The following is a 12,771-nucleotide window of genomic DNA, read 5'->3' on the forward strand; positions in this document are numbered from 1 at the left end:
GAGGGAAAAGCCCTCGGGCCTTTCCCACATTTTTGAAGGGAGTGCTTGACATTATGGAATATCTGGGACTCACGCTGGCTTTGTTCGGCGCCGCTCTGGCTGCGGCCCTTTCGGGAATCGGGTCGGCCATCGGCATCGGCATCGCCGGAGGCAGTGCGGCGGGCGTCATGACTGAGGACCCGAACAAGTTCGCCAGCTGCCTCATCCTGCAGGCCCTTCCCGGCACGCAGGGCATCTATGGACTCCTGATCACCTTTTTTGTCCTCAACAAGCTGGGACTTCTCGGCGGCGGCGCAGCCGTGGCCCTGAACTGGAACCAGGGGCTCCAGATTTTCGCCGCCTGCATGCCCATCGCCATCGTCGGCTGGATCTCCGCCATCTACCAGGGCAAGACCTCGGCGGCCTCCATCCAGATGATCTCCAAGAAGCCCGAGGCCATGGGCAAGGCCATCATCCTTCCCGCCATGGTCGAGACCTACGCGGTTCTGGCCCTCCTGACGAGCATCCTGATGCTTATGGGAGTCCAGCTCTAGGGCGGGTGGCTCGCATGTCACTTGCCGACATCAAAGCCAGAATAAGCGCCGAGGCACAGGACCAGATCCGGGCGATCGAGGCCGAGAACGATGCCCGGGTCGCCGAGATCACGGGCAAGGCGGAGGCCGAGGTCAAGGCCATCCGGGATTCCTACGGGGAAAGGCTCTCGAAGGAGGAGCCCGAGGTGGCCAGACGCCGCAAGATCGTGGCCGAGCTCGACGCTGCGAAGGTGGATCTGGGCGTGCGCCAAACCCTCGTCGGCGAGGCCTTCGAGAGTTCCCTCCGCCGACTGGCCGAAATGCCTCGGGACCAATACGTGGCCTTCGCGAACCGTCTGATGGAGCAGGCCGTCCGCACGGGGCACGAGGTCGTCCTCGTCGGAAGGGGAGAAAAGCACCTCGACAAGTCCTGGCTCGACGAGTACAACACGGCCCATCAGACCTCCCTGGTCCTCTCCCCCGACCGCCTGTCCATCTCCGGCGGCTTCGTCCTCCGGGACGGGAGGATCGACGTCAATTGTTCCTGGGACATGCTTCTCGAGGACATTCGTTCGGAGATCGAGTCCGAAGTCGTCAGGAAGCTGTTCCCCTAGGGGGTGCGACCGTGAGTTACGTGTATGCCGTGGCCAGATTGCGAGGCATGGAGAATCGCCTTCTGGACGCATCCTTCCTCTCCCGGCTCATCGACAGCCCGACGCTCGACGACGCCCTGAAGGCCCTGGGGGAGACGCCTTACTCCCGTTGGCTCGGAAAGGCCGCCGAGGCCGGCTTCGACAAGCTCATCGACGAGGAGATGCTCGCCACATGCAGGGAGCTGGAACAGTTCGTGCCGGACAAGGCGCTCCTGACCCTTTTTCGGATGCCCTACGACTATCATAACGTCAAGGTGGTCCTGAAGAGCCTTTTCAAGGTTCGAGGCGGGGATTCCGAGGGGCGCCGCCACGAACTGCTTTCGCCTTTGGGCTCCGTCGACCCCGCCGAGCTGGTTTCGGCCCTCGAGACGGAGGAATATGCCCATCTCCCCTACGGTCTGGGCGATCTGATCCCCCGTTGCTGGTTCCTGTGGGAACAGACGAGGGACGCGCAGGCGGTGGAGCTGCTCCTGGACCACCACTTGTTTGCCACGATGCTCTCCCTTGCCGAGAATCTGAAGATGCCGACCATCGTGGATTGGGTGAGGAACAAGATCGATGCGGAGAACCTTCGCAGCGCCGTGAGGCTCCAGCGTATGGGCTTCGACACGGCGAAGGGGCTGCCCTTCTTTCATCCCGGCGGGACGATCCGTCCCGACGACGTCGCGCGCCTCCTCGGGGAGCCTTTGGAAACGTGGAGCAAACTCCTCTCTCACACCGGCATCGGCCCCCTGCTGGATGCCCTTCAGGACCGGTCGGACCTCCGGACGACCCTCTCGGAGGTCTCCAAGGCCCTCGACGCGTACCTGATCCGGGTGCTCGAAAAGGCGCGCTTTTCGATGGACTCCCCGGCGAACGTCCTCCTCTACCTGCTGACCAAGGAGGCCGAGGCGCGCAATCTGCGCATCGTCCTGGTCTGCGTAGCCGGCGGGCTGAATCGTGAATTTGCAAGGAGGCTGTTGAGCCATGTCCGATAGCCTTTCTTTGCCGATGGCCGCCATCGGCAGCTATGAGATGGTGCTCCCCTTTCAGGCCGTGGGCGTCAAACCCTTCATCCTGGAGGCGAACGAGCGGGACACGTTCGAGCGGACGCTCGAGAAACTGGCCCGTGAAAATTACGCCGTGGTCTTCATTCAAGAGGACCTCTTCGTCGACTTCATTGAGAAGGTCGAGGAGATCAACGACACCTATCCCACCAGCGTCCTGCCCCTGCCCGGACTGTCGGGCAATACCGGCGCAGGGCTGGCCTCCATCCGCAGCAGCGTGGAGAAGGCCGTGGGCATGGACATCTTTGCGGAGAGATAGGAAGGGCGGGCAGCTCCCCTTTCCTCGAGGAAAATGTATAGCGGAGGCGATAATAGTGCCCAATGAAAGATTGGTAAAAGGGACCATAGAGCGGATCGCCGGCCCATTGGTCATCGCCAAGGGAATGACGGGTGCCAGCATGTACGACGTTGTGCACATCGGCGAGATCGGTCTGGTCGGAGAGATCGTGGAGCTGGAGGGGGACAAGGCCTCCATCCAGGCCTACGAGGAGACCTCCGGCCTCATGCCCGGCGAGCCCGTCGTCTGCCTGGGCGAGCCCCTGAGCGTCGAGCTCGGTCCCGGAATTATCGAACAGTTCTACGACGGCATCCAGCGCCCCCTCGAGCTGATCGAGCAGGCGGCGGAAAGCCATTTCATCTCGCGCGGAATCAACGTTCCGGCGATCGATCGCAAGAAAAAATGGAACTTCGAGCCCAGGGTGAAGGTCGGGGATCTCGTCGAATCGGGCGATATCCTCGGAGTCGTTCAGGAGACGGTCGTCGTCGAACACCGCATTCTGGTGCCGAACGGCGTCAAGGGCAAGGTCAAGACCATCCAGTCCGGGGAGCGCACGGTCGAGGAGGTCGTCGCCGTACTGGACGACGAGGGGACCCTGCACGAGGTCAAGATGCTTCAGCGTTGGCCCGTGCGTCAGCCGCGCCCCGTCGCCAAGCGCCTTCCCCCCAACGTGCCGATGAGCACCGGGCAGCGCGTCGTCGACGCCTTCTTCCCCATCGCTCTCGGGGGGACGGCCTGCGTTCCAGGCCCCTTCGGTTCCGGCAAGACGGTCATCCAGCACCAGTTCGCCAAGTGGGCCCAGGCCCAGATCGTCGTCTACGTCGGGTGCGGGGAGCGCGGCAACGAGATGACGGACGTGCTTCTGGAGTTCCCCGAGCTGGAGGACCCGCAGTCCGGACACCCGCTGATGAAGCGGACCACGCTCATCGCCAACACCTCCAACATGCCCGTGGCGGCGCGCGAGGCCTCCATCTACACGGCCATCACCCTGGCCGAGTACTACCGGGACATGGGCTACTCCGTGGCCCTGATGGCGGACTCGACCAGCCGATGGGCCGAGGCCCTGCGCGAGATGTCCGGCCGCCTCGAGGAGATGCCCGGCGAGGAGGGCTACCCCGCCTACCTGGGGACACGCCTCGCCTCCTTCTACGAGCGCGCCGGCCGCTGCATCGTCAAGGGCGGAGAAGGGCGCGAGGGATCCATCAGCGTCATCGGGGCAGTCTCGCCCCCCGGCGGCGACCTCTCCGAGCCCGTCACGCAGAACACGCTGCGCGTCACCAAAGTGTTCTGGGGCCTCGACGCGAATCTGGCCTATCAGCGCCACTTCCCCGCCATCAACTGGCTCTCCAGCTACTCGCTCTACACGGAGCGCCTGGATGCCTATTGGGACGAGAAGTTCGACGACGAGTGGAGCGGCTTGCGCATCGAGGCCATGAGCCTTCTGGAGGAGGAGGATCAACTGCGCGAGGTCGTACGCCTGGTCGGGATCGACGCCCTCTCCAAAGAGGAGCGGATGGTGCTGGAGACGGCAAAGTCCCTGCGCGAGGATTTTCTGCATCAGAACGCCTTCCACGAGATCGACACCTATGCCTCGATGGACAAGCAGTTCAAGATGCTCAAGACCATCGTCCGTTTCCATCATCTGGGCATGGACGCCCTTCGGAAGGGCGTCGCCATGAACGCGCTCTTCAACCTCCCGGTGCGCGAACAGATCGCCCGCATGCGCTATCTCGAGGAGGCCCAGATCGCTCAGATCGACAAGCTTGAGGATACGATAAAGGAACAGATCAACGGGATCGTCCCGGTGGGTGGTGAGAGCAATGTTGCCTAAGGAATACAGGACCGTCTCGGGCCTTGCCGGCCCCCTGATGATGGTGGAGAACACGAGCGACGTCCGATACGACGAGCTGGTCGAGATCGAGCTCGGCAACGGGGAGAAGCGCCGCGGCCGTGTGCTCGAGATCGAGTCGACGCGCGCACTGGTTCAGGTCTTCGAGGGCACCTCGGGCATCGACATCGCCGACACGAAGGTGCGCTTCGTCGGCAAGGTTCTGACGCTGCCGGTGTCACGCGACATGCTGGGACGCGTCTTCAACGGACGCGGCGAGCCCATCGACGGCGGTGCCCCCCTGATCGCCGAGAAGAAGCTGGACATCAACGGAATGCCGATGAACCCCTACTCCCGGGACTTCCCCTCGGAGTTCATCCAGACCGGCATCTCCACGATCGACGGGCTGAACCCGATGGTCCGCGGTCAGAAGCTGCCCATCTTCTCGGCTTCCGGACTTCCCCACAACCGCATGGCCGCGCAGATCGCACGTCAGGCGACGGTCATCAGCGGCCACGAGGACTTCGCCGTCGTGTTCGCCGCGATGGGCATCACCTTCGAGGAGGCCTCCTTCTTCATGGAGGACTTCCGCAAAACGGGCGCCCTCCAGCGTACGGTGCTCTACATCAACCTGGCGGACGACCCGGCGATCGAGCGCATCACCACGCCGCGCATCGCCCTCACCGCAGCGGAGTACCTGGCGTTCGAATGCGACATGCACGTCGTGGTCATCCTCACCGACCTGACGAACTACTGCGAGGCGCTGCGCGAGATTTCGGCGGCCCGCAAGGAGGTCCCCGGCCGGCGCGGCTATCCCGGCTACCTGTACACCGACCTCGCGACCATGTACGAGCGAGCCGGACGTCTGAAGGGAAAGAGCGGCTCCATCACCCAGATCCCCATTCTGACCATGCCCGAGGACGACAAGACGCACCCGATCCCCGACCTCACCGGCTACATCACGGAGGGGCAGATCATCCTCAGCCGCGGCCTGCACCGCAAGGGCATCTATCCGCCGGTAGACGTCATGCCCTCCCTCTCCCGCCTCAAGGACAAGGGCATCGGCAAGGAGAAGACCCGAGAGGATCACGCCGACCTGATGAACCAGCTCTTCGCCGGCTACGCGCGCGGCAAGGAGGCCAAGGAGCTCGCGGTCATCCTCGGCGAGGGCGCTTTGACGGACGAGGACAAGGCCTTCGCCAAGTTTGCCGACGTCTTCGAGGACCGCTACATCCGTCAGGGCGAATACGAGAACCGTACCGTCAAGGAGACGCTCGAGCTGGGCTGGGACCTTCTCACCCTGATCCCGACGAAGGAGCTGAAGCGCGTCCGCGACGCCTACATCGACAAGTATCTGAAACCCCTGCTCGACAAGAAGGCGGAACAGGGCATAAAGGCCTAAGGAGGCGGTGGAGCGATGGCACGCATCAACGTCAACCCCAACCGCATGGAGCTCTCGAAGCTCAAGAAGCGCCTGGCGGTGGCCAAGCGGGGGCACAAGCTGCTGAAGGACAAGCAGGACGCCCTCATCAAGGCGTTTTTGGAGCGGGCTCGAGCGGGCAAGGAGCTCCGGGAGAGGGTCGAGGCCGAACTTCAGGAGTGCTACGGGACCTTTGCGCTCTCCCGGGCGCAGACCACCCCCGAGATCCTGGAGCAGGCACTGATCTTTCCGGGGGCGCGCTGCACGCTCTCCGTGGACTGGCACAACGTCATGAGCGTCATGGTCCCGCAATACGACGTCAAGCAGGAAGGCAACCCCGTAAACTACGGCTTCGTCTCCGTCCCCCTGCTGCTGGATGTGGCTCTGGAGCAGTTCAGCAAACTGATCCTCCGCCTGCTGGAACTGGCCGCCGAGGAGAAGGCCATCCGCCTGATGGCCGGCGAGATCGAACGTACCCGGCGGCGCGTCAACGCCCTGGAGTACGTCATGATCCCCAATCTGCAGGAGACCATCCGCTACATCAGCATGAAGCTGGACGAGCAGGAACGCTCGACCCTCAGCCGCCTGATGAAGATCAAGGAGATCGTCCGATCGGCTTGAAGACGAACCTGTTCCATAAAAAAACTCCCCCTCGCAGGAGGGGGAGTTTTTTTATGGAGACACTCTCCAAGATGAGTCCGAAGACGGCACTATGCCGATTGCATCCCCACAAGCTGCTCGATGTTGCCCACAACCTCCGGCGTGAGCCCCATGGATTGGGCAAGCCGCTCCAGGTACGTCCGCTCCGCCAGGGTATCCACCTCGACAGCCATCAGAGAGGCGGAGTACACCTGCGCGGCAAGCTCGGGACGACCTCGGACCGCCGCAACGATCGCCTCCGTGGACATCGGGCTCTGCAGCTGCGAAAGGACATAATTCATTCCGTCCTGATCAATCCCCACCTCCTTCATCCTGCCGGTGATGCGATTCAGCTCGTCCGCATCAATTTTTCCATCCGCCTTGGCCGCATCGAGCATCGCGGTAAGAACCAGATGCGCGTCATTCTCAAGCTGCTGAGCCTGGCCTGGAGTTGGATTTTCGATCAAGCCCACCGGTGGCTGAGGATTCTGCCCGGCATTTTTGAGGGCCTTGAAGGCCATCATTCCAAGGAGCCCCATCAGGCCACCGCCCAGTCCCTTCAAAGGGGCACTCGACCTTCCGGAAAGAGCGCCAAGCAAAGCGCCAACGCCGGCAGCGGCAAGATTTTCCCTTCCACCGACAGCCTGTTCCGCGCGATTCATAAAAGATTGTCCGCGTCCTAGGAGGCCGGAAAACATCTCCTGAAGGCCAGCAGATTCTTTCCCGGAGAACAGATCCAAAACGTTCCGCATCCGTCCCTCCGACGAAGGGGCGAGACCACTTCGGGTCAGAGCCCCCAGCATCTCCATAAAATTTGCCGCCATAAACCGTTCCCCCTTCCGATATAAATGACTCAGCCCCAGACCGCCAGATACTTCGAGCGGAATTCCTCGAAGTTCATCGTCGTGGAGCCGGCCAGCACCAAGTTCCCATCCTGCACGAAGGAAGGGACGACCTCGAGGCCCATCCCCTCCGCCTCACGATCGCGCTCGGCGAGGATCTCCCCATACTTCCCCTCCCGAAGGCTCCGGCCGAGGGCCTCCCCATCCAGCCCAACCTCGCTTCCGAGCTCCACAACAGCCTCCACGGAGGAGACGTTCTTATCCTCCACGAAAATGGCCTGGAAGACTCGCTCGATATAGGCATCCGTCCTGCCGGCAGCCCGGGCGAACTCGAGCCCCATCAGGGCGTTTCGGGTATTCGGCGAAACGTGTGTCGCCTCGAAATGCCGAAGCTCGCCGCCCAGGGCACGGTATCGCTTGAGATCGGCCTCCGCCTTGGCGTCGCTCTTCGCCGGTCCGCCCTCGGGCGGATATTCCGGGTGAATTTCCCAGGGCACCCACTCCGCCTCCACGGGGCGCTCCTCCTGCATCTTGAGCCAGAAGCCCCGACCAAGATAACAGAAAGGACACAAGAAATCGAAATAAACCTTGATCATCATAGCGCTCTCCTTTCGGCTCACCAGCGCTCGAGATGCACGGCCCCCTCATCAATACCACGATGCGGCGGCTTGTTCTCGGCACCATAGCCAATCGCGGCGATGCCCATGACCCGGATCCCCTGGGGCACTCCCAGCAGGGCCTCGATCTTTTCAGGTAGATCATCACGCCCCCAGCGGACTCCAAGCCAGACGGAATTCAGTCCCAGCCCCTCCGCAGCCAGCAAAATGTTCTGCATTGCCGCGGCGCAGTCCTCCTCCCACCAAGGGTTTTCATGCCCCTCGTGCAGGATAGCCCCGCACACGGCCACGGCCAGCGGAGCCTGAAGCAACATCTTGGCGTAAGGATGCGCCTCAGCCAGAGCGTTCAGGGTCCTGCGTTCCCGAATCACCACGAAATGCCAGGGGCGTCTGTTGGCCGCGCTGGGCGCAGCACAGGCACACTCCAGAAGCAAGTCTATCTTATCCTGTTCTACCGGCCTCTCGGAATAGCTTCTCACACTTCGGCGTGCACGTATACCGTCCAAAAGCTCCCAGTTCTCCATCAGTTCAGCCCCTTTCGACACAACAGCGCAATCCCAGGAAGAACTAACCCCTTTTCGTCTTCCACTTCCAGCGAAGCACCGATCAAACCATGCGCAGAATCGTCCCCCCCCAGGAGAGCCCGACGCCGAACCCCAGCACCAACACGGAGTCTCCCTTTACGAGCCTCCCGGACCGCATTGTGTCGTAAAGGGCGATCGGGATGGTCGAGCTGACGGTGTTGCCGTACTTCTCGATGTCGAAGACGAACTTCTCCTCGGGGACGGCAAGAAGGTCGCGCAGCTTCTCCAGCATCATGTGGCTGGCCTGGTGCAGCACGACAAACTGCGTTTCCTCCAGGGAGGTCCCGTTTTTCCTGAAGACGTCGTGCATGCATCCCGGGGCAATCTCCATGGAGAATTTGAGTATCTCGGGCCCGTCCATATAAAGGTTCTCGGGGGTACGGACGTTCCCCCACTTGTTCCGAGTCTCCACGCGGGTCTCCGGGGAAGAGGGAAGGGCCCAGGCACCGGCCGGGATGATGAGCCTTTGGGCCCCGCTGCCGTCCGTACCGAGGACAAACTCCCCGATCCCCCGTTCATCGGACGACTCCACGAGAATCGCCGCCGCCGCATCGCCGAAAAGGGTCCGTGTGCTTTTGTCCTGAGGGTGTATGGTTCGGGTTATGGTCTCGGCCGTGATCAACAGGACCTTTTTTGCCACGCCCCCCAGGATCAGCCCCTTGGCCAAGGCCAGCCCATAGATGAACCCGGAGCACCCCAGATTGTAGTCCAGAGCGCCGATGTCCCTTCTCAACCCCAGCCGGTTCTGTACGATACAGGCTGTGGCCGGAAGAAAGTGGTCCGGACACTCCGTACAGAGCAGCAGGAAATCAATCTCGTTCCGATCGACGCCATGCTCCTCGAAAAGCCGCTCCCCCGCGGCCGTCGCCAGATCGGAGACCTTTTCATCCTCGACGACATGCCGTTCCGATATGCCGGTCTTGCCGAAAATCTTGCTCTCCGTCCAGGTCCCGAATTGGCGGACCAGCTCCGCGTTGTCCAGGACCCGCTCCGGAAGATATACCGATATGGCCCTCACGGCCGCTTCTTGACCCATTCTGTGTTAGCCTCCATCATCATGCGTTTCGATACGATCTATCGAATTTTGAAGTTCCATTGGAAAGCACGAACGCGAACAAAAACAAGGCCCGGTGCGAAGGGACAAGCCCAAATGCAAGAGCCCGCAGGCGTATCGCCCATCGATATACCGGGGCCATCGATGTCCGGCACCGTTTATTTTTTCCCCGAGCCCTTGGCCTTGATCTCGGCAAGGCGCCGGCCGGCACTCTGGGCCTGGGGCGTCTCGGGATAGTCCCGAACCACGGCCGCATAGGCCTCCCTTGCCCTTTCCGTCTCATTCGCCTGATCCCAGGCCTCGGCCTCGGTCAAGGCCAGAAAGGGACGATAGGACGATGGCAGATCCATAGCCCCGGCCCGTAGAAGCTCCCGACAGAGCTCCACGACCCGGCTCCGGTTCTCCGTTCCCTCATACAGCAGGACCAATCGGTTTCGAACCTGAACGCCCCATCTCGAGGTGGGATAGTGCGCCAAAAAGAGCTCCAGCACCTCGCGCGCCATCTGTTCCCGGGGCTCGGGGAAGGAGTCGAGATAGAGATTGGACAGCGTCCAGAGCGCTTCTTCGGCGGCCTCGGTCTCCGGACAGGACTTCACGATTTCGTAATAAAGCGATTCGCGCTCTTCGACCCGCTCCTCGGGAAGACGGGAGATCGCCAGCCGAATCTCCAGGGCCCTTTGATCCTGCTCCGCAAGGGACCGACCGGCCGCCGCCCCCGAAGCGGACGGCGAGGCGAATAACAAAATCCAGGACAGAGCGCAGAAAATCCGCCTCCACAAGTTTCGTTTAACGGCGAACACACATCCCGCCCCCTTCGTGCGTCTTACCAAATCATGCCGCGTTGCATACTTGGTTTTATTACCTGGTGACACTCCTCTTGCCGGAGTTATTTTAACTGTTCCCCCCCCTTTCGACAACGCAACCGTCGAAAAATAGGCGAAGTGACCGACCTGGGGAAAAGGCGAGAGGAAAATGCCATCCGGCATTTCGTTGTTGGGTCTCGGGAAGAATGTTACAATTCGGTTGGGAGAAGAAGCAACCTTGCCGCGGCCTTTTCCGTGAAACCATCCCCACGTTGCCGACCGGAATCCATCCGAGACCTCGGATTCCATCAAAATTGAGAGGGAGGAAGGGACTATGAAGAAATTCATCAACGATGCAGGACTTGTCGAAAGTCAGATGGTCGAGGGCATGGTCAAGGCATATCCGAAACACCTGCGCAAACTGGACTGCGGCAACGTGGTCGTCCGCGCGAGGAAGAAGGAGGGTAAGGTCGCCCTGATCAGCGGCGGCGGCAGCGGGCACGAACCCGCCCATGGAGGCTACGTGGGCACGGGGATGTTGGACTGCGCCGTGGCCGGAGCCGTCTTCACCTCCCCGACCCCGGACCAGATCTTCGAGGGGATCAAGGCCGTCGCGACCGACAAGGGCGTCCTGATGGTGGTGAAAAACTACACGGGCGACGTCATGAACTTCGAGATGGCCGCGGAGATGGCCCGAGACGAGGGAATCCTTGTGGACCATGTGGTCACGAACGACGACGTGGCCGTCCAGGACAGCCTGTACACGACGGGACGTCGCGGCGTCGCCGGGACCGTGTTCGTCCATAAGATCGCCGGCGCCAAGGCAGAACAGGGGGCCTCCCTCGAGGAGGTCAAGGCCATAGGGCAGAGGGTGATCGACAACGTGCGCACCATGGGCGCGGCCTTGGCTCCCTGCACGGTTCCCGCAGCAGGCCGGCCGGGATTCGAGCTGGCGGACGACGAGATGGAAATTGGCATCGGCATCCACGGCGAACCGGGGACCCGACGGGGAAAATTGTGCGCTGCGGATGAGATCGCCGTGATGCTGCTCGACAGGGTCCTCGCGGACCTCGACTACTCCGGCAGGAAGGTCGCCGTGATGGTCAACGGAGCCGGTGGGACTCCGCTGATGGAGCTCTTCATCGTCAACAACGCGGTGCACGACATTCTGACGGAGCGAGGCATCGGGGTTTACAGAACCTACGTCGGCAACTACATGACATCGATCGAGATGGCGGGGCTTTCCGTCTCCTTGCTGCGTCTTGACGACGAGCTCAGGGAACTCCTGGACGCCCGGGCGGATACCCCGGCCTTCATCGAAGCCTGACACGAAGGCACTACGGAGAGGACGGCGAAAGGACGACGGTGGAGAACGAGAATGACGGACTCTAAAAAAATCCTGACGATCTTGTCGAAGATCAACTTCAGGCTGCAGGAGAACAAGGATTTCCTGACCGGCCTGGACAGCGCCATCGGTGACGGCGATCACGGCATCAACATGTCGAGAGGCTTTCTGGCCGTCATGGAGAAGCTGCCTCAGATGGAGGACAAGGACATCGCGACGATCCTGAAAAATGTGGGAATGACCTTGGTCTCCACCGTAGGCGGGGCCTCCGGCCCCCTCTACGGCACGGCGTTCATGAGGGCCGGGGCTGCCGCTGCGGGCAAAACCGTTCTGCAGGGGGCGGATTTTCTTGCCCTGCTCGACGCCGCAGTGGAGGGAATCCGACAGCGCGGCAAGGCAGAAAAAGGAGAGAAGACGATGCTCGACGCCCTGATCCCCGCCCTTGAGGCCTTCGAGGCGGAACACGCCTCGGCCGCCTCCCCCAGGCGCGCTTTGGAGAGGGCTGTGGATGCCGCTCGTGAAGGGGTGGAGCACACAAAGACGATTATCGCTACAAAGGGACGCGCCAGCTATCTCGGCGAGCGCAGCCTCGGCCATCAGGACCCGGGGGCCACCTCCGCGTTGCTGATGCTGGAAGCGCTTCTCGAGTCGCTCGAATAAGGAGGAAACATCATGGTCGGCTTGGTCATCGTCTCCCACATCGAGAAGCTGGCGGAGGGGATCGTGGATCTGGTGCGTCTCATGGCGGTGGAGGCCCCCATCGCCGCGGCGGGAGGACTGGAGGACGGCAGCCCCGGCACGAGTTTCGGAAAGATCTCGTCGGCTGTGGAACGAGTCGACGCCGGCGACGGCGTGGCGATCCTCATGGATATGGGCAGCGCGGTCATGACCGCGGAGATGGTCCTGGAATCGATGGGCGAGCGCAAAGTGCGGCTGATGGACTGCCCCGTTGCGGAGGGGGCCGTGGTCATCGCCATGGAGTGCATCGCCGGAAGCTCTCTTGACGAGATCGAGGCCGTGGCCAGCGACTGGAGCGCCTACAAGAAATTCTGAGGCCGGCCCGCTTATACTTTTACCGAGACACCGCGCCCATAGAGGGGCGCGGTGTCGTGTCGAAACCGCTCAGGATTCGAGAGCAGGAATCGGTCGCG

At 62.0% G+C, this 12,771-nt stretch carries 15 protein-coding genes; 10 read left to right on the plus strand and 5 right to left on the minus strand.

Features of this window, described 5'->3' with window-relative positions; all coding sequences use genetic code 11:
* Positions 1 to 53: 53 nt before the first annotated feature.
* The 7 genes from EII26_RS00560 (at position 54) to EII26_RS00590 (ending at position 6,357) form a co-directional block, all read left to right on the plus strand.
* Positions 54 to 533 (plus strand): V-type ATP synthase subunit K, encoded by a 480-nt coding sequence (locus EII26_RS00560; protein ID WP_124887185.1) that lies wholly within the window; start codon positions 54 to 56, stop codon positions 531 to 533.
* A gap of 14 nt (positions 534 to 547) precedes the next feature.
* Positions 548 to 1,126, plus strand: coding sequence for a V-type ATP synthase subunit E (locus EII26_RS00565; protein ID WP_124887186.1), 579 nt, complete (start codon positions 548 to 550; stop codon positions 1,124 to 1,126).
* An 11-nt stretch (positions 1,127 to 1,137) separates the two neighbouring features.
* Positions 1,138 to 2,142, plus strand: coding sequence for a V-type ATPase subunit (locus EII26_RS00570; protein WP_124887187.1), 1,005 nt, complete (start codon positions 1,138 to 1,140; stop codon positions 2,140 to 2,142).
* Entirely contained in the window at positions 2,132 to 2,470 is a 339-nt protein-coding gene (locus EII26_RS00575) for a V-type ATP synthase subunit F (protein ID WP_124887188.1), read from the plus strand. Before EII26_RS00570 ends, EII26_RS00575 begins: the two co-directional genes overlap by 11 nt.
* A 124-nt stretch (positions 2,471 to 2,594) precedes the next feature.
* On the plus strand, positions 2,595 to 4,319 hold the full coding sequence (locus EII26_RS00580; RefSeq protein WP_446718747.1) for a V-type ATP synthase subunit A: 1,725 nt from the start codon (positions 2,595 to 2,597) through the stop codon (positions 4,317 to 4,319).
* The gene (locus EII26_RS00585) at positions 4,309 to 5,718 is read left to right on the plus strand and encodes a V-type ATP synthase subunit B (RefSeq protein ID WP_124887190.1); all 1,410 of its coding nucleotides are present in this window, start codon (positions 4,309 to 4,311) and stop codon (positions 5,716 to 5,718) included. Before EII26_RS00580 ends, EII26_RS00585 begins: the two co-directional genes overlap by 11 nt.
* A gap of 15 nt (positions 5,719 to 5,733) precedes the next feature.
* Positions 5,734 to 6,357 (plus strand): V-type ATP synthase subunit D, encoded by a 624-nt coding sequence (locus EII26_RS00590; protein WP_124887191.1) that lies wholly within the window; start codon positions 5,734 to 5,736, stop codon positions 6,355 to 6,357.
* Positions 6,358 to 6,446: 89 nt separating this feature from the next.
* Here the strand turns inward: EII26_RS00590 and EII26_RS00595 are convergent, their stop codons facing one another.
* From EII26_RS00595 to EII26_RS00615, 5 genes are all read right to left on the minus strand, one after another.
* Entirely contained in the window at positions 6,447 to 7,199 is a 753-nt protein-coding gene (locus tag EII26_RS00595; RefSeq protein WP_342447290.1) for a tellurite resistance TerB family protein, read from the minus strand.
* Between the two features lie 29 nt (positions 7,200 to 7,228).
* A complete protein-coding gene (locus EII26_RS00600) occupies positions 7,229 to 7,813 on the minus strand; it encodes a DsbA family oxidoreductase (RefSeq protein WP_158612066.1) in 585 nt (194 codons plus the stop codon).
* Positions 7,814 to 7,833: 20 nt separating this feature from the next.
* Entirely contained in the window at positions 7,834 to 8,358 is a 525-nt protein-coding gene (locus tag EII26_RS00605) for a nitroreductase family protein (protein ID WP_124887251.1), read from the minus strand.
* Between the two features lie 82 nt (positions 8,359 to 8,440).
* Positions 8,441 to 9,454, minus strand: a complete 1,014-nt coding sequence (locus tag EII26_RS00610) for a 3-oxoacyl-ACP synthase III family protein (RefSeq protein ID WP_124887193.1) — start codon at positions 9,452 to 9,454, stop codon at positions 8,441 to 8,443.
* A gap of 176 nt (positions 9,455 to 9,630) precedes the next feature.
* Entirely contained in the window at positions 9,631 to 10,251 is a 621-nt protein-coding gene (locus EII26_RS00615; protein ID WP_124887194.1) for a tetratricopeptide repeat protein, read from the minus strand.
* Positions 10,252 to 10,609: 358 nt separating this feature from the next.
* Between EII26_RS00615 and dhaK the strand changes: the two genes are divergently transcribed.
* From dhaK to dhaM, 3 genes are read left to right on the plus strand one after another with little or no spacing between them, the layout of a single operon-like run.
* Entirely contained in the window at positions 10,610 to 11,602 is a 993-nt protein-coding gene (dhaK, locus tag EII26_RS00620; RefSeq protein WP_124887195.1) for a dihydroxyacetone kinase subunit DhaK, read from the plus strand.
* Between the two features lie 51 nt (positions 11,603 to 11,653).
* On the plus strand, positions 11,654 to 12,280 hold the full coding sequence (gene dhaL / locus EII26_RS00625) for a dihydroxyacetone kinase subunit DhaL (protein ID WP_124887196.1): 627 nt from the start codon (positions 11,654 to 11,656) through the stop codon (positions 12,278 to 12,280).
* Positions 12,281 to 12,292: 12 nt separating this feature from the next.
* Complete coding sequence (dhaM, locus tag EII26_RS00630) at positions 12,293 to 12,673, plus strand: dihydroxyacetone kinase phosphoryl donor subunit DhaM (RefSeq protein WP_124887197.1); 381 nt, start codon at positions 12,293 to 12,295, stop codon at positions 12,671 to 12,673.
* The last annotated feature ends 98 nt before the right edge of the window (positions 12,674 to 12,771 follow it).

It is taken from the genome of Fretibacterium sp. OH1220_COT-178, from assembly GCF_003860125.1.
Classification (GTDB): Bacteria; Synergistota; Synergistia; order Synergistales; family Aminobacteriaceae; genus CAJPSE01.